Here is a 21,362-nt window from a genome sequence, read left to right on the forward strand (position 1 = left end):
GCGTTCCCTCAGGGGATAGCGACCGCCTCGATCAGTTCGCGCGCCAGTTTCTCGCCGTCCGAAGCTTGCGTGTCGTGCACGCTCTGCAGGCGGTGACTGGCGACGCCGGGTAGTACGGCTTGTACGTCCTCCGGGATGACCGCGTCGCGCCCGTCCAGCAGCGCCCAGGCGCGGGCGGCAGCCAGCAGGGAAAGTCCCGCGCGCGGTGACAGGCCGTGAACGAAGCGCGCGGATTCGCGGGTGTGGCGCAGGATGGCTTGCACATAGTCGAGCAGGGCGGGGGAGACGAACACCTTGCGCACTTGCGCCTGCAGTTCAAACAGTTCGCTGGTGTGCATCTGCGGCTGGAGATCGGCGATCAGGTCGCGCCGGTCCACACCGGACAGCAGTCCGCGCTCGGCAGCGGCATCCGGATAGCCGAGCTGGATACGCATCATGAAACGGTCGAGCTGCGACTCGGGCAGCGGGAAAGTGCCGATCTGGTTGGTCGGGTTCTGCGTGGCGATGACGAAGAAGGGCGCAGGCAGCGGGCGCGTCTCGCCTTCGCTGGTGACCTGATGTTCCTCCATCGCTTCCAGCAGGGCGCTCTGCGTCTTGGGTGTGGCGCGGTTCACCTCATCGGCGAGGATCATCTGCGCGAAGATCGGCCCCGCATGGAACTTGAACTCGCCGCTCTCGCGCTGATAGATGGAGACGCCCAGGATGTCGGCCGGCAGCATGTCGCTGGTGAACTGGATGCGCTGGAACTGCAGGCCCAGCGTGCGCGACAGCACATGCGCCAGCGTGGTCTTGCCCACGCCCGGCATGTCCTCGATCAGCAGGTGGCCGCGCGCCAGCAGACAGGTCAGCGCGAGGCGGATCTGCTGCGGTTTGCCGAGGATGACCTGTTCGGTCTGGGTGATGACGTCATTCAGGGCTGCGTTCATGGGATTTCCTTAAGATGGCAATACCGCCGCCACGACTTTGCGGTCTTCTGCGACGAGGATGTTATAGGTGCGGCAGGCGGCGGGGGTATCCATGAATTCGATGCCGATACCGGCCCGGATGAGGTTTTGCAGCAGTTGCGGATGGGCGAACTGTTGCTGTCTGCCGGTGCCCAGCAGCAGCACTTCGGGCTGCAAGGGCAGGAAATAGTCGAAATGTTCGGCAGTCAGGCTGGCGAAGTCGGTGGCCGGCCAATCGGTCAGGACCGCACCGGCGGTGACGACCACGGCCTGTTCATAGCGCCTGTCGTTGACGGTGACGTAGCCGTCGCCGTGTCCGGTGAAGGTCTTCAGGTGCGATACTTTCTCCAGGTGCAGGGCCAATCTTCTCTCCAATCGTTTGCCGCGGCAGGGCTGGCACAGGTAAAATCCCGACCCTTGCGGAAATAGCGAGTACGCGCCGGATTCTACCATCGGCTGCCGCTCCTGTTTTCGGGCCAATTCGAGTGAGTGACCGTGAAACCCATATTGAAATCGTCCAAGCTTGCCAACGTCTGCTACGACATCCGCGGGCCGGTGATGGAGCGCTCCAAACTGATGGAAGAGGAAGGCCAGCGCATCATCAAGCTGAACATCGGCAACCTTGCGCCGTTCGGCTTCGAAGCGCCGGAAGAGATCCAGCAGGACGTGATCCTGAATCTGCCGAATTCGTCGGGCTATTCCGATTCCAAAGGCATGTTCGCCGCGCGTAAGGCGATCATGCATTATTGCCAGTCCAAGAAGATCAAAGGCGTGGGGCTGGACGATATCTACATCGGCAACGGGGCTTCCGAGCTGATCGTGATGGCGATGCAGGGCATGCTCAATCCCGGCGACGAAGTATTGGTGCCTGCACCGGATTACCCGCTGTGGACTGCAGCCGTGACACTGGCCGGCGGCACACCGCGTCACTATCTGTGCGACGAGGCCAAGGAGTGGAGTCCCGACCTGAACGACATGCGCAGCAAGATCACCGAGAACACGCGCGCCATCGTCATCATCAATCCGAACAACCCGACCGGCGCGCTGTATTCGGACGATATCCTGAAAGAGATCATCCAGATCGCACGCGAACACCAGTTGGTGATCTTCGCCGACGAGATCTACGACAAGATGTTGTACGACGGTGCCAAGCACACCTCTATCGCCTCGATGGCTGATGATGTGCTGTTCGTCACGCTGAACGGTCTGTCCAAGAACTACCGTGCCTGCGGTTACCGCTCCGGTTGGATGGTGATCTCGGGCGAGAAGAAACATGCACAGGATTACATCAACGGTCTGACCATTCTCGCGTCGATGCGTTTGTGTTCCAACGTGCCGGGGCAGTTCGCGATCCAGACCGCATTGGGTGGCTATCAGAGCATCGACGATCTGGTAGCACCGGAAGGGCGCCTGGCCAAACAGCGCGATATGGCATACCAGATGCTGACGGCCATCCCCGGTGTGAGCTGCGTCAAACCCAAGGCCGGTCTGTACCTGTTCCCGCGCTTCGACCCCAAGGTCTATCCGATCGAGAACGACCAGCAATTCATCCTTCAACTGTTGGAAGAAGAGCGGGTGCTAGTGGTACAAGGTACCGGTTTCAACTGGCCGACCCCGGATCACATGCGCATCGTCTTCCTGCCCAATGCGGATGACCTGCGCGAAGCTTTTAATCGTCTGGCGCGCTTCCTCGAGAACTATCGCAAGCGTCACGGCACCAACTAAGAGAAAGAGAACCATGAGCATCAAGGCTATCAATGTAGGTCTTCTGGGTATCGGCACCGTCGGCGGCGGCACCTTCACCGTGTTGCAGCGCAACGCGGAAGAGATCACCCGCCGCGCCGGTCGCCCCATCCGCATCACCATGGTGGCGGACCGCAATGTGGATTTGGCAAGGAAGATCACCGAGGGTGCTTGCCGCGTGACGGACGATGCGTTCGCGGTGGTGAGCGATCCGGACGTGGATATCGTGGTCGAGCTGATCGGTGGCTACGGTGTGGCGAAGGAACTGGTGATGAAGGCCATCGCCAACGGCAAGCATGTGGTCACCGCCAACAAGGCGCTGCTGGCGACACATGGCAACGAGATCTTCGAGGCGGCGCAGGACAAGGGCGTGATGGTTGCGTTCGAAGCGGCGATCGCCGGCGGTATCCCCATCGTCAAGGCGGTGCGCGAAGGGCTGACCGCGAACCGTATCGAGTGGGTGGCTGGCATCATCAACGGCACCACCAACTTCATCCTGTCCGAGATGCGCGACAAGGGACTGGCTTTCGACGTGGTGCTGAAAGAAGCACAGCGTCTGGGTTACGCCGAAGCTGATCCGACCTTCGACATCGAAGGTGTGGACGCGGCACACAAGATCACTTTGCTGGCTTCGCTGGCGTTCGGCATCCCGGTGCAGTTCGACAAGGCGCACATAGAAGGCATCTCCAAACTGGATGCCATAGACATCAAGTACGCCGAACAACTCGGTTACCGCATCAAGCTGCTGGGCATCAGCAAGCGCACGGAAGAAGGTGTCGAGCTGCGCGTGCATCCGACCCTGATCCCCACCAAACGCCTGATCGCCAACGTGGAAGGCGCAATGAATGCCGTGCTGGTGCAAGGCGACGCCGTCGGCCCCACGCTGTATTACGGCAAGGGTGCGGGTGCGGAACCGACCGCCAGCGCGGTGATCGCCGACTTGGTGGACGTGACGCGCATGCACACCGCCGATCCCGAGAATCGCGTGCCGCATCTGGCCTTCCAGCCCAACGCGATGTCTGACCTGAAGATATTGCCGATGGACGAGGTCATCACCAGCTACTACCTGCGCCTGCGTGTGCAGGACAAGCCGGGCGTGCTGGCCGACATCACGCGCATCTTGGCTGACGAACAGATATCCATCGGCGCCGTGATCCAGAAAGAGCCGGGCGCAGGCGAAGCACAGGCCGACCTGATCATGCTGACGCACCAGACACGCGAGAAAAGCATCAACGCGGCGATCGCCAAGATCGAGAAACTGGGTGTGGTGGCGGGGCAAGTGACCAAGCTGCGGATGGAAGAATTAGGGAAATAAGCAATGAAATACATCTCCACCCGCGGCAATGCGCCCGCCAAGACCTTTACCGAGATCCTGCTGGGCGGCCTCGCGCCGGACGGCGGGCTGTATCTGCCGGAGCAATATCCGCAGGTGACGCGCGAAGAACTCGATGCGTGGCGCCCGCTGTCGTATGCCGACCTCGCTTTTGCGGTGCTGTCCAAGTTCGCCACCGATATCCCCGCGGCCGATCTGAAAGCCATCATCAGCAAGACCTACACCGCCGAGGTGTACGGCAACGGTCGCCCCGACAGCGATGCGACGCAGATCACTCCGCTGCGCAAAGTGAGCGAGGGCGTGTTCATTCAGGAGCTTTCCAACGGCCCGACACTGGCGTTCAAGGACATGGCCATGCAGTTGCTGGGCAATCTGTTCGAATATGCGCTTGCGAAGCAAAACGAGGAACTGAACATCCTCGGCGCGACTTCGGGTGACACCGGCTCTGCCGCCGAATACGCGATGCGCGGCAAGCGCGGCATCCGCGTGTTCATGCTGTCGCCGAACGGCAAGATGAGCGCCTTCCAGCGCGCGCAGATGTATTCGCTGCAGGACCCGAACATCCACAACATCGCCATCAACGGCATGTTCGACGATGCACAGGACATGGTGAAGGCGGTGTCCAACGACCACGCCTACAAGGCCGCGCACAAGATCGGCACGGTCAACTCCATCAACTGGGGACGCGTGTCGGCGCAGATCGTGTATTACTTCAAGGGCTACTTCGCTGCGACCAGATCCAACGACGAGCAGGTCGCGTTTTCGGTGCCGTCCGGCAACTTCGGCAACATCTGCGCCGGCCACATCGCACGCATGATGGGGCTGCCTATCGGTCAGCTGATCCTGGCGACCAACGAGAACGATGTGCTGGACGAGTTCTTCCGCACCGGCATCTACCGTCCGCGCGGTACGGCGCACACCTACGAGACCAGCAGTCCGTCGATGGATATCAGCAAGGCGTCCAATTTCGAGCGTTTCGTGTTCGACCTGGTCGGACGCGACGGTGCGAAAGTGCGCGAGTTCTGGAGCAAGGTGGATGCAGGGGCCGCGCCCGATGCGGCGGCCTTCGACATCAAGCACACAACCTACTGGGATGCGCTGCCCAAGTTCCATTTCTCTTCCGGCAAGAGCACCCATCAGGATCGCCTGAAGACAATTCGCGAGATATGGGAAGAGTATGGCGTGATGATCGACACGCACACAGCCGACGGCCTCAAGGTCGGCCTGGAGCAACGCCGCCCCAGTCTGCCGCTGATCTGTCTGGAGACAGCCTTGCCCGCCAAGTTCGCCGAGACCATTCGGGAAGCGCTTAATCGTGAACCCGAGCGTCCGGAATCCATGGTGGGCATCGAAGATCTGCCGCAACGCGTGGAAGTGATGGACGCGGATGTGGTAAAGCTGAAGGCGTTCATCTCCGAACACATCGCACACTGATCCAGTACTGGCAGAGGCATGAACAACCTCATCCTGCTCATCCTCTGCTTCCTCGCGGGCATGCTGCTGCGCCGCATGCGGCGCATGCCGGACAATGCGCCGGCCACGCTCAATAGTTTCATCATCCACGTCTCGTTGCCCGCGCTGACGCTGCTCTACATCCACGAGATACAGCTGTCCGGTGATGTGCTGCTGACTGCGCTGATGGCGTGGGTCGTGTTCGGGCTTTCTGCGGCTTTCTTCTGGGCGATAGGACGCTGGCTGTCTCTGCCGCGCAAGACGACGGGGGCGCTGATCGTGGTCGGCGGGTTGGGCAACACTTCTTTCTTCGGCCTGCCCATGGTAGATGCCTTCTACGGCAAGGAAGGGTTGGCCACGGCTATCGTGGCCGATCAGCTCGGTTCTTTCTTTGTGCTGTCCGTATTGGGCATCACCGTCGCCGGTATCTATTCATCCGGGCGACCGAGCGCGGTGCAGATCGTGAAGCGCATCGCGAGCTTTCCGCCGTTCATCTCACTGGTCATCGCTTTCTTGCTGATTCCGGTGGAATACGCGGACTGGTTCACGGTGTTGTTGAAACGACTGGGCGACACGCTGGCACCGCTGGCACTGCTTTCTGTTGGTCTGCAATTGCGTCTTGGGCATATCGCGGAACACAAACGCAATCTCGCATTGGGTCTGGGCTTCAAGCTGATCCTTGCGCCGCTGGCTATATATCTTCTGTATGTGCAATGGCTCGGTGCGCAGGGGCTGGCGATACAAGTCACCCTGTTCGAGGCGGCGATGCCGTCCATGATCACCGCTGCCATCGTGGCGAAAGAGCATGACCTCGATCCTGATCTGGCCAATTTGATGGTGGCAGTGGGATTGATCCTGTCCTTTTTCACGCTCAGTGCGTGGTGGTATCTGTGGAGCGGTGTATGAGTATCTGGGACGAACGTTATGCCGGAGAGGATTATTTCTACGGTACGGAGCCGAACGCATTTCTGATCTCGCAACATGAGTTGCTCAAGCCCGGCTTGCGATGTCTGGCCGTGGCTGATGGTGAAGGGCGCAACGGCGTGTGGTTGGCGGAGCAGGGGCTGGATGTGCTGTCACTGGACGCCTCCCCCGTGGCGCAGGCGAAAGCGAAGCGATTGGCGCAGATACGGGGTGTGACGATGCGCTTCGAAAAGGACGATCTGTTGAGCTGGCGCAGCGACGAGCGCTTCGATGTGATCGCGGCCATCTTCATCCAGTTCGTCGGGCCGGACCTGCGGCGGGCACAGTTCGAGAATCTGCAACGTCACCTGAAGCCTGGCGGGCTGTTGCTGTTGCAGGGCTACACGCCGCGCCAACTGGAATTCAAGACCGGTGGGCCTTCGCAGGTGGAGAACCTCTACACTGAAGCGATGTTGCGCGAGTTATGCGCAGATATGGATGTCCTGCAACTGCGTGAACACGACAGCGTCATCCACGAAGGAGCGGGTCACAGCGGGATGTCTGCGTTGATCGATCTAGTGGCGAGCGTCCGTTAGCGCCTATCCTCAGTCAAGGATGGTGATGCGGTTGCGGCCTTCCTTCTTGGAGGTATAGAGCGCCTTGTCGGCGCGGGCGATCAGGTCCTCCAGCTTCTCGTTCTTCTTTTTGTGTGAGATGCCGATGGAGATGGTGATGCCTTCGATGTTCGCATTCGAATCCAGACGGCGGATCTTGCCGCGTTCGATAGCCTGGCGGATGTGTTCGGCCACGGCGAAAGCACCGTCCAGATTGGTGTTGGGCAACAGGATGGCAAACTCTTCACCGCCCAGACGCCCGACGAGGTCCTGCCCCTGTACCTTGATGCGCAGCGTGTTGGCGATGGCGGCCAGCACCTTGTCTCCGAGCAGGTGGCCGTAGGTATCGTTGATGTGTTTGAAATGGTCCACATCCAGCATCAGCAGACAATGGCCCTTCGGGCTTGACGCTTCGGGATTAGTGAACAGAGCTTCGGCATTGCTCTCGAAACCGCGCCGGTTCAGCACGCCGGTCAACGGGTCGGTCATGGCCGCCCCTTTGAGTATCTCCATCTCTTTGTTCAATCGTTCGACTTCGTGATGACTGGCCTCCAGTTCCTCGTGCATCTGCTGCATCGAGGCATGCATCTTGTCCGTGTCCTTGGAGATGTCTTTCACCAGCAGATCGAGCTCGGCCACGCTCACTTCATTCTTCAGTTTCTTGCCGAAGTCCTGCAGGGTGTTGCCGTAGTCCGAGGTCTGTCTGTCGGCTTCGGTGGTGAGCTGGTTGAGTTTGCCTAGCAGCAGTTTCAGATCTTCACGCAGCGTCAGCTGGATCTTCGATCCGCATTCGGACACATGATCGATGTACAGCTGCTCGATATGCCGGTCGTCTAGTTTGGAATGTTCGCGCAACAGGGTTTCGATCTTGCCGGACAGTTCCGGATTGATGCCTGATACGTGCTCATACCAGACAGCGAAACTCATGGGATTGAGGGCGGCAAGCTGTACGGCCATCTTTTGCAAGGCAAGGCGAGAGATCTCCGCACTGGCATTGCGTTCCTGCGTGTATTTCATTTGATCCTCCTGAGCCGCTGTCTGTTTTTGTCGTTTTACGTGTTCTTCTGGCTCGATTGCGGCGGAGTATATGCCACCTCGGTATGGAGATAAATGCCGGGCTGATCTGGGGCGCTTTAAAGCACCGGAAATATTGTCAGGTTATCCTTATTCCGAGTCGGGCCAAGTTATATACTCTAGTCATTCGGCATATGGTCATAGCTTGCATATGCGTGTAGGATTTTCCGTACATTGAAGATATCGTCAGGATTTACGCTCGGATAGCCCCAGCGGTTCGCTAGAGGGGATTGTATGCATGCACTGAACAAAATCTACAGAACCATCTGGTCTGAAGCGCTAGGTGCTTGGGTGGCCGTGTCGGAACAGGTCAGGTCGAAAGGCAAGCGTGCCAGTTCCATTCTGATGTGTTTCCTGAATGTTGGCGGCGTAGATGGTGCTGCGGACGACATCCATCATCATCGTTTCAAGCTGTCGACGATGGCTGTGCTCTGCCTGCTGAGCTTTGGCGCGCAGGCCAACCCTACGGGAGGCAACGTCGTCAACGGTAGCGCGACTTTCAATGCCAGCGGCAATACACTCACCGTCACCAACACCCCCGGCACCATCATTAATTGGCAAGATTTCAGCATCCAGCAGAACGAAATCACCCGATTCAACCAGCAGAGCGCCAGCTCCGCCGTGCTCAACCGCGTGGTCAGCGGAAACACCAGCCAGATCCTCGGTAGCTTGCAATCCAACGGACGCGTGTTCCTGGTCAATCCCAATGGTGTCGTATTTGGCGCGGGCTCTACGGTAGATGTAGCAGGGCTGGTCGCAACATCACTAAACCTTTCCGATGCAGACTTCCTAGCGGGACGTAATCGCTTCACCAGCAACCCGAACGCACAGGCTATCAGCAACGCCGGCAACCTTACCGCGCAGCAAGGCGGCGAGATATGGCTCATCGCACCCAATGTCGAGAACAGCGGCGTCATCACGGCACCGGACGGCGAGATCCTGCTTGCTGCAGGCAGCAGTGTAGAACTCGTCAACAGTCTCGATCCCAATCTGCGTGTGAACATCACCGCCCCGGCGGGTGACGCCACCAACGTCGGCCAGCTCGTTGCCAGTGCAGGCCGCCTCGGCCTGTTCGGTACTATCGTCAGGAACAGCGGTCAGGTCAGCGCAGACAGCGCGACGATGCAGGGCGGCAAGATCGTGTTCAAATCCAGCCAGCGAACAGAGATAAGTGGCACGGTCAGCGCATCCGGAACGACAGGTGGCACGGTGGCGGTGCTCGGCAATGAAGTGGGGGTGATGGAGGGCGCAGTCCTCCGAGCAGATGGTACGCAAGGCGGTGGAGTCGTGCTCATCGGCGGGGACTATCAGGGCAAGAACCCGGATGTACAGAATGCGCAGGTGACTTATGTCGCACCCACGGCAACGATCAGTGCGGATGCAATCGATGCGGGAGATGGCGGCAAGGTGATCGTGTGGGCGGATGACACGACCCGAGCTTACGGAGATATTTCGGCCAAGGGCGGTGTGAACGGCGGCGATGGCGGTTTTATTGAAACATCTGGACATTATCTTGATGTCGCCGGAATCAGGGTCAGCACTGCCAGTCCAATCGGTTCGGGTGGAAGCTGGTTGCTGGATCCTTATGACATTGTCATTGGCGCCACTGATACGCCCGCGAGTTATACAGGATCACCCAACTTTGTCGGGGCCGGCGGCGCAACCTCCTACATTGGAGCTACTGTGATCGCAGGCGTGCTGGATGGTGGTACTAGTGTGATCGTGGACACTACGGGCGCAGCTGCCGGTGCCGGGAATATCACGGTTGATGCTTCGATTAATACCGCAAATGCCGGCGCAACCACACTTACGCTCAAGGCGCACAACGACATTGTCATCAATGCGCCTCTCAGCATGAACAATAACCTGGTTCTAACTGCCGATCAGGATGTGTCAGGTGCTGGAAGTGTCATGCTCAACAAGTCCGTGATCGCAGGGAGCAGCATTGTAGCCAGTGGTCAGGACATCATCTTCGATAGTCTGGACGGCGGCACCACGTATGGGCAACTCAATGCGAACTCGGTCGCGCTGACTGCGGCTAATGTGATTACACCGAGCAACTGGGGAGCTGCAACAGAGGTCATCGCTCAGAGCCTGTCCTTGAACGCCGTAAATGGCATCGGGAATAGTGGGAAAGTGTTTGTCGCCAATGTATTTGGCGCGATCAACTTCAGCAATACCAACAATGCCGTCAATATCTACAACACATCCGCCGGCATCAGTCGTAGCTTTACGGGCACAAATACCAACGGTCCTGTGCGACTGGAGTCATTTGATTCCACTTATGCCACCACGCTAGACAACATTACCAGCGGCGGCACCCTGCTGCTCCGGATGAACAATCTGACGACAGGTGCAAGTGCCGTGATCAATGCAGGCGCGAACACGGTTTACATCAATCCCTATACGATCTCCCCATCTGTACCAGCGATTAGTATTGGTGGTGCGAGCACCTTCAATCTGACCGGCGCGGATATCTCGAAGATCGCGGCGGGAAATATCGTCATCGGCACGGATACGTTCGGCAACTACGCATCCACGGTGAATATCGCAACCAGTGCGCCGGTCACGATCACCAATTCTGCCAATCTGGAGATCTTTGGAACGGCTGTTATCAATACCGGCACCAGTGCCTTCACTAATACGGGCGGAACACTTAGGTTAATCGGCGATTCGATGGTTATCGGTGGGACGATAGACGTTGGCGCATCGGGCAAGGTATCTATCGACCCCAACACTGCAACTCAAAACGTCGATGTGGGCGGTGCCGACAGCGCAGGGGTCCTAGGGGTGTCAGCTACGGAATTGAGTCTTATCACGGCAGGTACGCTGTTGGTGGGTGATCCGCTGAAGTCGGGGAGCCTGAACGTCAGCAGCTCGATCGCCCCGGCGGGGGTCTCGGTTTTGGGGCTGGGGGCGGGCGGCGCGGTCACGCAGAGTGCGGGGGCCGGCATCACCGTTAATGAGCTGGTGATTGATTCGCGCACCTCGGTCAATTTGAGTGATTCAACCAACGCGGTCGGCAATCTGGCGGCGTTCAGCAGCGGCGACTTCATTTTCAACAGTTCGACCGCCCTGAATCTGGTGGCGAACAATGTTGAATTCATCAATGGTGTGTCCGCAACCGGCATGATCGCACTGACCAGCGCCGGTGCCTTGACCCAGTCTGCGGGGGCAACACTGAACAGCACATCCGCCTATGTAAAGGGCAGCAAGGTGATCCTGAATGAAGCCAACACAGTCGGAGTGATTGCCGGCAGTGCTACCGGTGCGACTACCGGAGATATCTTCAGCTATAAAAGCAGTAACGCGATTTTTGTGACAACTGTTAACGGGTTTTCCGGTATTCAAACCGGTTTTTCGCAACCGGATGCCGTGACCGTCATTTTGAATGCGGGTAGCGCCGGTATTACGCAGGATGCCCCCATCGATGCTGGAGCCAAAGGAGTGAGCCTGACTACAACTGGTTCAGTGAATCTGGTGAATCCTAGCAATTCTATGGGTGCAGTGACGGCGACTGGGATCAGCTCTCTGGCGCTCTACGGGGCATCCACTGTTGATGTGGTCACCAGTGTGCCCACCTTCACTATTTTGGACCAGCTGACTGCCTGGGGGGCCATTAATATCACGAACAATGGCGGCAGCATCGCCGTCAACAACGCACAGGTGACGTCCTACGGTATCGCAACTTTTACTGCGACAGGCAGTTTGAAGATCGATGCGACCAGCGCTAATTCGTACATTATGGGGGCGCCCGATGTTGATCTCTTCCTGGGCGGGGATATTAGCTTTGTGACATCCGGTGGCTTTAATGCTTATGTATCTTCACAGCTACCGGTAACGACACATTTGACCTTTAGTAATAGCACCGCCAGAGCATTTTTCAACGGCACACAGGCCGCCGCCACGACCTCCGGGAACACTGGGTTCTTCTATGGTGGTGATCCCCTGCAAGGCGGGCTACCTGCTGAATTGGGCGTTAACCTGGTCCTGGTAGGAGGCGACACGAACAATTTTATCCCCATCCCGACAACGACCACACCGGTCACAACGACCACAACGACCACAACGGTTACTCCAACGCTCACGGAATGTCTCGCGGGCACCTCTGCTACTGGATGCACGGAAGTACTGCAAACTGCAACGCAGGACATTACGCAGACCTTGCCGGTAGCGAATGCGCCGGCAAAGGATACAACTGAAGAAGAGAAGAAAAAAGAAGAAGAGCAGATCTTGGCTGAAGCCGAAATCGGCAATGGACAGGGTAGTGGCCTGCCTGACAACCTGCCGGCCTGCCGCTAACGGGGTGACGATGAGACTAAGTACCGAATACTCTAGGATAGGACGTGTTTTGCTGGCTGGGCTGATGCTGGTCCTGCCGCAAGTCGCTGTATCAGCGGATGACGATACACCTGCCGTATTGAAATTCCCAATTGAGCGTTATGTGGTGGAAGGGGCGAAGTTGCTCACCAAGGAAGATTTCGACATCGTGGTCGCACCGTATGTAGGCAAGGAAAAAGATTTCTCCGATGTTCAATATGCGCTGGAGGCGGTCGAAGAGTTGTATGCAGAACGCGGCTATTCTGCCGTGCATGTATTGTTGCCGGAGCAAGAGTTGGAAGCAGGCACAGTACGTTTCGACGTGATCGAGAGCCGCTTCGGGAAAGTCGAAGTCAAGAACAATAAGTTCTTCTGGAAGGCGCATGCACTCAATGCCTTGCCGTCGGTTCGCGTCGGTGGCGTGCCACGTGCCAAGGACATCGCCCGCCAGTTGCGTCTTGCCAACGAGAACCCCGCGAGGCAACTGAATGTCGTGCTGAAAGCAGGCGAGAATGATGATGAGGTCGATGCTAGCGTGCTGGTCAACGACACCAACCCCAAACAATGGGTGCTGACATTGGACAATACCGGCTCCAAGGAGACCGGCGTATCGCGCCTCGGTATCTCCTTCCGTGACGCGGGCATGTTCAATCGTGATCATGTGGGGCAGGTGCAGATGCAGATCTCGCCGCAATATGTGAGTCGTGTGAAGGTGCTCGGCGGCAGTTACAAGATACCGCTGTACAACCTTGGGCACAGCGTCGAGTTCTTCGGTGGCTATTCCAATATCAATTCGCTGGTGGGCGGCTTGTCGAACTTTCAGGGCGGCGGTCTCATACTCAGCTCGCGCTACAACATCCCGCTGGATCGTATCGGTAGTTTCGATCCCAAGCTGTCCATTGGGCTGGATTGGCGCAAGTTCACCAAGATCCAGCTGACCAGCCCGACCACGACGGTGTTGTATGACGATATCGTGGTCACGCCCCTGAGTCTGGCGTATGCCGTGCAGGGCAAGCTGGCCAAGAGCGATGTCAGTGCCAATATATCTTTAGCGGCCAATATGCCGATCGCAGCCAAGGGCAAGGCTGCGGATTTCGCTGCCTACGACCTGGTGAATTTCTCCGATCCCACGCCTGCCTACAAGGCGTTGCGTTTTGGAGGCGGCTTCTTTACGCAATTCGGCGGGGAGTGGCAGTTCCGCGCGGCGTTCAATGGTCAATGGAGTAAAGACAAATTGATCCAGGGCGAGCAGATGCGCCTCGGTGGCGCAGACGGCGTACGCGGATTTTCGGAAGGCAGTGAAACGGGCGAGCAGGGCGCTAAATACAATCTTGAAACCTATACGCCCGCTTGGGAGCGTGGCCAGATGAATGCGCGCGGTCTGCTGTTTCTGGATGGCGGCAACGTAAGTTCTTCCAGTGCCAATAGTTCGACCAATATCGCCGGCGCGGGATTCGGTTTACGTGCCGGTTACGCTGAACACTATGGTCTGCGCATGGATGCCGGGCGCATCATGAAAGAAGGTAGCGATCCCGCGCAGCTCAAAGGCGACTGGCGTATCCACGCCACGCTGACCGGGACGTTCTGAAGGTGAGGTGTGAATTGAAAAAGATATTTCAGGGATTGATATTGGGTTGCCTCCTGATTGCGGGTGGCAATGCTTATGCGGCCGAGGACGCCGGCACGATCCGTTACATGAGCGGCACACTGGTCGCGCAACGTGGCGATGGCACGATACGTGTATTGACTCCAAAGTCCACCGTGCAGCCCGGCGATCTGCTGGTGACGGGAAGGAAGAGCTATGCGCAGGTGATGATGCGAGACGGCACCAAGATGACCATGCGCCCCGATTCCAACCTCAAGATCGAGGCCTACGAGTTCAAGCAAAGCGCCCCCAAGGCTGACAATGCAGTATTCAGGCTGCTAAAAGGCGGCTTCCGCACGGTCACTGGCCTGATCGGTAAACGCGGCAACAAGGATGCCTACAAGCTGCGCGCCTCCGGTGCCACCATTGGTATCCGTGGTACGGACTTCACTTCGCGTCTGTGCGCTACCAAAGGATGCGAGGATGCTGCGGAATCGGTAGCGCCAGCGCCGGTGGTGAAGCCCAAGCCGGCCGGCCGCGTGATGCGCATCACCGGGCAGATGGTCGCCAAACAGTCGGACGGCCAGATCAGGAAACTGACCTTGGGCTCACCCGTATTCGAGGGCGATACATTGCAGAGCGATGCTGCATCGCATGCCGTGGTGGCATTCCGCGATGGTGGTCGTATCACGCTGCAGCAAAGCAGTATCTTCAAGGTGGAAGCGTTCAAGTATGAGAAGAAGGGCGGCGTACAGGAGAACATCGCACTGCGTTTGATCAAGGGCGGTGTACGTGTAGTCACCGGCCTGATCGGCCGCGCTAATCGTGACAACTACAAGTTCCGTATGTCCGGCGCCACCATCGGCATCCGTGGGACCGGCTTCGATGCATGGTGTAATGGATCCTGCGCTAATGGAGACGACAGTCCTGTAGCAGTGTTTGGCGGTCCATCTGGGGCACCGATCAGACATAATGTACTTTGGTCTCAATATGCAGAAGCGCAAGTGGATGGTCGCCTGAACGATGCGGGGATGCAGACATCAGTGAGCGGTCAATATACACAGTTGGCTGAAGGTCCGGCCGACCCGATGAATGGCGCGGGGGTTTATGTCTGGTCGGGTGAAGTGGTGATGGTTGGTCCCGGTGGGTCTTTTACCGTGGCGGTCAATCAGGCGGCCATGCTGGCCCAGCAGACCGGTAAGCCGGTGCGGATCATGAACATCCCCGCCTCTGTGCTAACAAATGATGCGCCGCGTCCTGACTCGGTACCAGTCGATCTGGAAAAGATATTCGAAGAGGTGGATGCCAGCGCTGAAGCAGGAGCCGGTTTGTACGTCACGGTGCATGACGGGCAAGTGATCCTTGAGAAGGGTGATCAGAAAGTCGATCTGGGCAAGGGCGAGAGTGGCTTCACCAACGACCAGATCATGACCCGACTTGCAGCGACCCCGGACTTCATGGGCGGTGATGCCAAGATGGATAACATCGAGCAGAATGGCGACGGTGGAGGTGGCGATCAGGGTTGCGTCGTGCGCTGATCCTGCAGAGTTAAATCATGTACAGGAACGGGAAGCCAGGCGGCTTCCCGTTTTACTTTGCGGCGTCGCTTTCCAGCGATTTGCGATAGGTGTCGTAATCCGGCGCTGGCTGCGTCGCCCGTTCCAGCGGTGTTCTCTTCGCATCATTGTTTTGCTTGATGCCTTCGTACAGATTGTGCGCCGGGTCGGCACACCCGGCGAGGAGCAGCAAAGCGGATAGAGCGAGCAGCCTCATAGCTTCGAGCGCGCCCAAGCCACGATGTTCTTCGCATCCATCGCACCGGCCTGTCGCGCCACTTCACGACCACCCTTGAACAAAGCCAGCGTTGGGATGCTGCGGATGTTGAACTGCGCGGCGAGGTTCTGCGCCTGTTCGGTATCCAGCTTTACCACGCGTACCTGTGGTTCCAGCATCTGTGCCGCTTGTGCGTAGGCGGGGGCCATCATCTTGCACGGGCCGCACCAGGGCGCCCAGAAGTCCACCAGCACCGGCACATCGCTGTTGCCGATGTGGCGCATGAAGTTGGCTTCGGTAAGTTCCACCGGATGGGCTTCGAACAAGTCTTGTTTGCATTTTCCGCAGGTCGGGTTCGCTGCCAGCTTGTCGGCGGGTACGCGGTTCACCGCATCGCAATGCGGGCAGACGATGTGTTTCGGGTCAGACATGATCGCTCCTTTATTGATTAGCGGTTACTAATATATGGGCGAACTAAATAAACTCAAGAGGAAAATCGTAGCGAGCGCTCGAAGTGCAAGGCGCACGGAGCGGAGGAGCCGGAATGTACAAATGGTACATGAGGATTCCGAGCACCGCGCAACGCCGCAATTCGAGTGCGCAGTAGATTTTAGGGCAGCATCACGCGCATCGACAGGTCGATGGCCTTCACATCCTTGGTCAGCGCGCCGATGGAGATACGTTCCACGCCGGTGGCCGCGATCAGCGGGATGTTCTCCAGCGTGATACCGCCCGAGGCTTCCAACTCCGCGCGCCCGGCGGCGTGTTCCACCGCCAGCTGCATGTCTGCTACCGAGAAGTTGTCCAGCAGGATGAGTTGGGCACCGGCCAGCAATGCCTCGTCCAGCTGTGCCATGTTCTCCACCTCGATCTGGATGGGGATATGCGGCGGCGTCACCTGGAACGCCAGCTCCATCACCTTGCCGATACCGCCTGCCGCCGCGATGTGGTTCTCCTTGATCAGCACCCCGTCGAACAGCCCCACGCGCTGGTTATGTCCGCCGCCCACCGTCACTGCGTATTTCTGCGCGTGGCGCAGGCCGGGCAGGGTCTTGCGTGTGTCCATGATCTTCGCCTTGTGGCCGGCAGCAGCCTCCACATAACGCCGCGTCTCGGTCGCCACGGCGGAGAGCGTCTGCAGGAAGTTCAGCGCCGGACGCTCGCCCGACAAAAGCGCGCGCGCATTGCCGTGTATCTCGCACAGCGTCTGATTCGCAACGGCGCGCTCGCCTTCCCGCAGCTTCCATTCGATGCGGCAATCCGGGTCCAGCGTCAGGAAACATTCCTCGAACCACAACGTACCGCACAGCACCGCATTCTCGCGCGTGATGACGGTGGCGCTGGCGCGCGCGTCTTCGCCGATCAGTTGTGCGGTGAGGTCGCCGCTGCCGATGTCTTCTTCCAGCGCTGCTTTCACGTTGGCGCGGATATGCGGGGTAATGCTCATGTTCACTCCTTGTGTGCCGGACGCGACCGCCACCAGGCGGCCAAAATGCTACCGATGATCGAATGGAAACTGGCCGAGATGGCGGAAGGCACAGGGGCCAGCGCCATCTGCGGGAAGCTGCTGCGCGCCAACACCGCGCCCAAGCCGGAATTCTGCATGCCCACCTCGATGGAGATGGTGCGCGCCGACAGTTCGTTCAGGCGCAACAAGCGCGCCAGCGCATAACCCAAGCCGAAGCCGCCCGCATGCAGCAAAGCCACCGCCGAGAACAGCACGCCCGCAGAATGTTTCACCGTATCCGCGTTGCTGCCGATGATGCTCGCGCAGATCAGCGCGATGAAGATCACCGACACCAGCGGCGCGACCGGCAGGATGAACTGCACGCTGCGGTGCGCGTAGCGGTTGAGCAGCATGCCGATCACCACCGGCAGCAGCACCACCTTCACTGTGCTGGTGAACAGGCTCCATGCATCCACTGGCACATAGGCACCGGCCAGCCATTGGGTCAGCAGCGGCGTCATCGCCACCGCCGCGAAAGTGGAACACATGGTCATCAGCACCGACAGCGCCACATCCGCCTTCGCGATGTAGCTCACCACGTTGGAAGCCGTGCCGCCGGGGCAGCAGGCGACGAGTATCAAGCCCACCGCCAGTTGCGGCTCCAGCTCCAGCGACAGCGCGATGAACCAGCCCAGGAAAGGCATGATGGCGAACTGCGCGAACACGCCGATCATCACCTGGCGAGGCATCCGTGCCACACGGCGGAAATCGTCCAGACTCAGCGTGATGCCCATGCCGATCATGATCATCGCCAGCCCGAACACGATCATCTGGCCGCTGAACCACGTGAACCAATGCGGTAAGATCAGCGCAAGGCCGCTGCAGGAAAGCACCCACAGCGGGAACAGGTTGGCGAGCAGATCGAGCAGACGGGCCACGGGCAGTTACAGGGTAGGGTTGGACGAGGGCGCGAAGGCTATCACAGCACACATGCTCTGAATCATGACGGAGCGCGCTCCTCGGCCAGCCGTTGCAGATAAGCCACGAAATCCGGATCCTCGCCGCCCAGTTGGTCGGCCAGCGCCATGCGGAAATCCTCGCGCTGACACCACTCGCGCATATAGTCATCCCACGAGCGCCAGCGCCGCCACTGCCTGGGCGACATGTCATCCTCGTACAGCAGCAGGTAGGCGCGCTCGAACAGCGAGATCAGCATGCTGAACACGATATACATGCGTTCCTTCTGGATGTCGTCCAGATCGCCGGTCTTTTCGTTCGAGAACAGGCGCAGGTCGGAGTTTTCCAGCGCCACCTTGAGGAAATCCTGGTAGTTGTCCGACAGCAGCTGGTACACCTCCTCGTCCTCGTTGTCGCGCTCTTTGCGCTGCTCGAACACGAACACGGAGATCGCCAGCGGCAAGCCAATCACCGTGACGACATAACTCATCAATTCCCAGGTTTCGAGGTTCATAATGGGAACGTAACCCGCCGCCTGTGCCCGGTCAATAGCCACTTGAAATCCGGGACGACTGCCCCATCTACCCGGCAGACAACTATTCCCGTCAAGGAGTGCACCATGCGTTTCGACAAATTCACCACCAAGCTGCAACAAGCCCTGTCCGATGCCCAGAGTCTGGCCGTCGGCGCCGACAACCAGTTCATCGAGCCGCAGCATCTGCTGCTCGCCATGCTCAACGATGCCGACAGCGGGGCAGGCTCGCTGCTGGCCCGCGCGGGCGGCAACGTCAACGCGCTCAAGGCCGCGTTGGGCGAGGCCGTCACCCGTCTGCCCAAGGTGGAAGGCCACGGCGGCGAAGTGCAGGTCGGTCGCGACCTGACCAACCTGTTCAACCTCACCGACAAGGAAGCGCAGAAGCGCGGTGACCAGTTCATCGCCAGCGAGATGTACCTGCTCGCGCTCACCAACGACAAGGGCGAGACCGGCCGTTTGCTCAAACAGCATGGCGTCACCCGCGCGCCGTTGGAAACCGCTATCGCCGCAGTGCGCGGCGGCGAGTCGGTGGGCTCGCAGGAAGCCGAAGGCCAGCGCGAATCGTTGAAGAAATTCTGCGTGGACCTGACCGAACGTGCGCGGCAAGGCAAGCTCGACCCTGTCATCGGTCGCGATGACGAGATCCGCCGCGCCATTCAGGTGCTGCAACGCCGCACCAAGAACAACCCGGTGCTGATCGGCGAACCCGGCGTGGGCAAGACCGCCATCGTCGAAGGCTTGGCCCAGCGCATCATCAACGGAGAAGTGCCCGATTCGCTCAAAGGCAAAAAAGTCCTCAGTCTGGATATGGCCGCACTCGTGGCTGGTGCCAAGTATCGCGGTGAATTTGAAGAACGCTTGAAAGCGGTGCTCAAAGAGTTGGCACAGGATGAAGGCAACAACATCGTGTTCATCGACGAGCTGCACACCATGGTCGGCGCCGGCAAGGCAGACGGCGCGATGGATGCGGGCAACATGCTCAAGCCCGCGCTGGCGCGCGGCGAACTGCATTGTGTCGGTGCGACCACGCTCGACGAATACCGCAAGTACATCGAAAAAGATGCCGCACTGGAACGCCGCTTCCAGAAGGTGCTGGTGGACGAACCCTCCGTGGAATCCACCATCGCCATCCTGCGCGGTTTGAAAGAAAAATATGAGGTACACCACGGCGTCGAGATCACCGATCCGGCCATCGTCGCGGCGGCCGAGCTGTCGCACCGTTACATCACCGACCGCTTCCTGCCGGACAAAGCGATCGACCTGATCGACGAAGCCGCCTCGCGCATGAAGATGGAGATCGACTCCAAGCCGGAAGTCATGGACAAACTCGAACGCCGCTTGATCCAGCTCAAGATCGAGCGTGAAGCGGTGAAGAAAGAGAAGGACGAAGCCTCGCGCAAACGCATGGGCCTGATCGAGGACGAGATCAAGAAACTGGAGCGTGAATACGCCGATCTGGACGAGATCTGGAAATCGGAAAAGGGTGCCGCACAAGATTCGGCCACCTCGAAAGAAGAGATCGATCATGTGCGCGCCGAGATCGTGCGTCTGCAACGCGAAGGCAAGCTGGAGAAGGTGGCCGAGCTGCAATACGGCAAGCTGCCGCAACTGGAAGCCAAGCTGAAAGAGGCCGCACAGCGCGAGGCCGAAGGCACGGGTACCAAGAACAAACTGCTGCGCACGCAGGTCGGCGCGGACGAGATCGCCGAAGTGGTGAGCCGTGCCACCGGCATCCCGGTGAGCAAGATGATGACAGGCGAGCGCGACAAACTGCTCAAGATGGAAGAGAAGCTGCACGAGCGCGTGGTGGGTCAGGACGAAGCCGTGCGCCTCGTGTCCGACGCCATCCGCCGTTCGCGTTCCGGTCTGTCCGACCCCAATCGTCCCTACGGTTCCTTCCTGTTCCTCGGCCCCACCGGCGTGGGCAAGACCGAGCTGTGTAAGGCGCTGGCCGGTTTCATGTTCGACTCGGAAGACCATCTCATCCGCATCGACATGAGCGAATACATGGAGAAGCATTCCGTCGCGCGTCTGATTGGCGCGCCGCCGGGCTATGTCGGCTATGAAGAAGGCGGCGGCCTCACCGAAGCCGTGCGCCGCAAACCGTACAGCGTCATCCTGCTGGACGAAGTGGAGAAGGCGCACCCGGACGTGTTCAACGTGCTGCTGCAAGCGCTGGACGATGGCCGCATGACCGATGGCCAAGGCCGCACCGTGGACTTCAAGAACACCGTCATCGTGATGACCTCCAACCTGGGTTCGCAGATGATCCAGCAGATGCAGGGCGACGATTATCAGGTGGTGAAGCTGGCCGTGATGGGCGAGGTGAAGACTTATTTCCGTCCCGAGTTCATCAACCGCATCGACGAAGTGGTGGTGTTCCACGCGCTGGACGAGAAGAATATCAAGTCCATCGCGCGCATCCAGTTGCAGTATCTGGAGAAACGTCTGGCCGCGATGGAGATGAAGCTGGAGATCTCGGAAGCCGCACTGGCCGAGATCGCCAACGCGGGCTTCGATCCGGTGTACGGTGCGCGTCCGCTCAAGCGCGCCATCCAGGCACAGCTGGAGAACCCGCTCGCCAAGCACATCCTCGAAGGTCAGTTCGCCGCGAAGGACACCATCAAGGTGGATTGCGACAGCGGCATCATGCAATTCAGCAAGTAAGCGATACGCTTGTGC

At 59.0% G+C, this 21,362-nt stretch carries 17 protein-coding genes; 9 read left to right on the forward strand and 8 right to left on the reverse strand.

The features are described 5' to 3' along the window. Nucleotides 1-8: 8 nt before the first annotated feature. Both ACYCZ5_RS01600 and ACYCZ5_RS01605 read right to left on the reverse strand, forming a co-directional pair. On the reverse strand, nucleotides 9-926 hold the full coding sequence (locus ACYCZ5_RS01600; RefSeq protein ID WP_461543013.1) for an AAA family ATPase: 918 nt from the start codon (nucleotides 924-926) through the stop codon (nucleotides 9-11). A 9-nt stretch (nucleotides 927-935) separates the two neighbouring features. Next, the gene (locus ACYCZ5_RS01605) at nucleotides 936-1,307 is read right to left on the reverse strand and encodes an Mth938-like domain-containing protein (RefSeq protein ID WP_461543014.1); all 372 of its coding nucleotides are present in this window, start codon (nucleotides 1,305-1,307) and stop codon (nucleotides 936-938) included. A gap of 132 nt (nucleotides 1,308-1,439) precedes the next feature. On the opposite strand from ACYCZ5_RS01605, the gene ACYCZ5_RS01610 reads away from it, so the two are divergent. Genes ACYCZ5_RS01610 through ACYCZ5_RS01630 form a run of 5 tightly spaced genes read left to right on the forward strand, consistent with a single transcriptional unit; the run spans nucleotide 1,440 to nucleotide 6,971 of the window. Further along, complete coding sequence (locus tag ACYCZ5_RS01610; protein WP_461543015.1) at nucleotides 1,440-2,669, forward strand: pyridoxal phosphate-dependent aminotransferase; 1,230 nt, start codon at nucleotides 1,440-1,442, stop codon at nucleotides 2,667-2,669. Nucleotides 2,670-2,688: 19 nt separating this feature from the next. Beyond that, complete coding sequence (locus ACYCZ5_RS01615; RefSeq protein WP_461543352.1) at nucleotides 2,689-4,002, forward strand: homoserine dehydrogenase; 1,314 nt, start codon at nucleotides 2,689-2,691, stop codon at nucleotides 4,000-4,002. Between the two features lie 3 nt (nucleotides 4,003-4,005). Beyond that, nucleotides 4,006-5,454, forward strand: coding sequence for a threonine synthase (gene thrC, locus ACYCZ5_RS01620; RefSeq protein ID WP_461543016.1), 1,449 nt, complete (start codon nucleotides 4,006-4,008; stop codon nucleotides 5,452-5,454). Between the two features lie 18 nt (nucleotides 5,455-5,472). Continuing rightward, nucleotides 5,473-6,378 (forward strand): AEC family transporter, encoded by a 906-nt coding sequence (locus ACYCZ5_RS01625; RefSeq protein WP_461543017.1) that lies wholly within the window; start codon nucleotides 5,473-5,475, stop codon nucleotides 6,376-6,378. Beyond that, on the forward strand, nucleotides 6,375-6,971 hold the full coding sequence (locus tag ACYCZ5_RS01630) for an SAM-dependent methyltransferase (protein WP_461543018.1): 597 nt from the start codon (nucleotides 6,375-6,377) through the stop codon (nucleotides 6,969-6,971). The genes ACYCZ5_RS01625 and ACYCZ5_RS01630 overlap by 4 nt, the downstream gene beginning before the upstream one ends. A gap of 9 nt (nucleotides 6,972-6,980) precedes the next feature. On the opposite strand, the gene ACYCZ5_RS01635 is transcribed toward ACYCZ5_RS01630, so the two are convergent. Further along, on the reverse strand, nucleotides 6,981-8,006 hold the full coding sequence (locus tag ACYCZ5_RS01635; protein ID WP_461543019.1) for a GGDEF domain-containing protein: 1,026 nt from the start codon (nucleotides 8,004-8,006) through the stop codon (nucleotides 6,981-6,983). Nucleotides 8,007-8,297: 291 nt separating this feature from the next. On the opposite strand from ACYCZ5_RS01635, the gene ACYCZ5_RS01640 reads away from it, so the two are divergent. Genes ACYCZ5_RS01640 through ACYCZ5_RS01650 form a run of 3 tightly spaced genes read left to right on the forward strand, consistent with a single transcriptional unit; the run spans nucleotide 8,298 to nucleotide 15,506 of the window. Next, nucleotides 8,298-12,365 carry a two-partner secretion domain-containing protein gene (locus ACYCZ5_RS01640; RefSeq protein ID WP_461543020.1) on the forward strand — a complete coding sequence of 1,356 codons (4,068 nt, stop codon included), beginning with the start codon at nucleotides 8,298-8,300 and terminating at the stop codon, nucleotides 12,363-12,365. 10 nt (nucleotides 12,366-12,375) lie between these two features. After that, nucleotides 12,376-13,971 (forward strand): ShlB/FhaC/HecB family hemolysin secretion/activation protein, encoded by a 1,596-nt coding sequence (locus tag ACYCZ5_RS01645; RefSeq protein WP_461543021.1) that lies wholly within the window; start codon nucleotides 12,376-12,378, stop codon nucleotides 13,969-13,971. A 14-nt stretch (nucleotides 13,972-13,985) separates the two neighbouring features. Then, complete coding sequence (locus ACYCZ5_RS01650; RefSeq protein WP_461543022.1) at nucleotides 13,986-15,506, forward strand: FecR family protein; 1,521 nt, start codon at nucleotides 13,986-13,988, stop codon at nucleotides 15,504-15,506. Between the two features lie 52 nt (nucleotides 15,507-15,558). Here the strand turns inward: ACYCZ5_RS01650 and ACYCZ5_RS01655 are convergent, their stop codons facing one another. The 5 genes from ACYCZ5_RS01655 to ACYCZ5_RS01675 form a co-directional block, all read right to left on the reverse strand. Continuing rightward, nucleotides 15,559-15,741, reverse strand: a complete 183-nt coding sequence (locus ACYCZ5_RS01655; RefSeq protein ID WP_461543023.1) for a hypothetical protein — start codon at nucleotides 15,739-15,741, stop codon at nucleotides 15,559-15,561. Next, a complete protein-coding gene (trxC, locus tag ACYCZ5_RS01660; RefSeq protein WP_461543024.1) occupies nucleotides 15,738-16,172 on the reverse strand; it encodes a thioredoxin TrxC in 435 nt (144 codons plus the stop codon). Before trxC ends, ACYCZ5_RS01655 begins: the two co-directional genes overlap by 4 nt. Nucleotides 16,173-16,351: 179 nt before the next feature. Next, nucleotides 16,352-17,188, reverse strand: coding sequence for a carboxylating nicotinate-nucleotide diphosphorylase (gene nadC / locus ACYCZ5_RS01665; RefSeq protein ID WP_461543025.1), 837 nt, complete (start codon nucleotides 17,186-17,188; stop codon nucleotides 16,352-16,354). 2 nt (nucleotides 17,189-17,190) lie between these two features. Beyond that, nucleotides 17,191-18,126 carry a bile acid:sodium symporter family protein gene (locus ACYCZ5_RS01670; protein WP_461543026.1) on the reverse strand — a complete coding sequence of 312 codons (936 nt, stop codon included), beginning with the start codon at nucleotides 18,124-18,126 and terminating at the stop codon, nucleotides 17,191-17,193. A 62-nt stretch (nucleotides 18,127-18,188) separates the two neighbouring features. After that, nucleotides 18,189-18,659 (reverse strand): hypothetical protein, encoded by a 471-nt coding sequence (locus tag ACYCZ5_RS01675; RefSeq protein ID WP_461543027.1) that lies wholly within the window; start codon nucleotides 18,657-18,659, stop codon nucleotides 18,189-18,191. Between the two features lie 105 nt (nucleotides 18,660-18,764). On the opposite strand from ACYCZ5_RS01675, the gene clpB reads away from it, so the two are divergent. Continuing rightward, nucleotides 18,765-21,347, forward strand: coding sequence for an ATP-dependent chaperone ClpB (clpB, locus tag ACYCZ5_RS01680; protein WP_461543028.1), 2,583 nt, complete (start codon nucleotides 18,765-18,767; stop codon nucleotides 21,345-21,347). Nucleotides 21,348-21,362 lie beyond the last annotated feature (15 nt).

This window comes from Sideroxydans sp., assembly GCF_054604835.1.

What these genes read in the sequence shown, in the direction of transcription:
- ACYCZ5_RS01600 (WP_461543013.1), bottom strand. Translation starts at nt 926, where the DNA reads ATGAACGCAGCCCTGAATGACGTCATCACCCAGACCGAACAGGTCATC.
- trxC (WP_461543024.1), bottom strand. Translation starts at nt 16,172, where the DNA reads ATGTCTGACCCGAAACACATCGTCTGCCCGCATTGCGATGCGGTGAAC.
- ACYCZ5_RS01675 (WP_461543027.1), bottom strand. Translation starts at nt 18,659, where the DNA reads ATGAACCTCGAAACCTGGGAATTGATGAGTTATGTCGTCACGGTGATT.
- clpB (WP_461543028.1), top strand. Translation starts at nt 18,765, where the DNA reads ATGCGTTTCGACAAATTCACCACCAAGCTGCAACAAGCCCTGTCCGAT.
- ACYCZ5_RS01645 (WP_461543021.1), top strand. Translation starts at nt 12,376, where the DNA reads ATGAGACTAAGTACCGAATACTCTAGGATAGGACGTGTTTTGCTGGCT.
- ACYCZ5_RS01635 (WP_461543019.1), bottom strand. Translation starts at nt 8,006, where the DNA reads ATGAAATACACGCAGGAACGCAATGCCAGTGCGGAGATCTCTCGCCTT.
- ACYCZ5_RS01625 (WP_461543017.1), top strand. Translation starts at nt 5,473, where the DNA reads ATGAACAACCTCATCCTGCTCATCCTCTGCTTCCTCGCGGGCATGCTG.
- ACYCZ5_RS01630 (WP_461543018.1), top strand. Translation starts at nt 6,375, where the DNA reads ATGAGTATCTGGGACGAACGTTATGCCGGAGAGGATTATTTCTACGGT.
- ACYCZ5_RS01640 (WP_461543020.1), top strand. Translation starts at nt 8,298, where the DNA reads ATGCATGCACTGAACAAAATCTACAGAACCATCTGGTCTGAAGCGCTA.
- thrC (WP_461543016.1), top strand. Translation starts at nt 4,006, where the DNA reads ATGAAATACATCTCCACCCGCGGCAATGCGCCCGCCAAGACCTTTACC.
- nadC (WP_461543025.1), bottom strand. Translation starts at nt 17,188, where the DNA reads ATGAGCATTACCCCGCATATCCGCGCCAACGTGAAAGCAGCGCTGGAA.
- ACYCZ5_RS01655 (WP_461543023.1), bottom strand. Translation starts at nt 15,741, where the DNA reads ATGAGGCTGCTCGCTCTATCCGCTTTGCTGCTCCTCGCCGGGTGTGCC.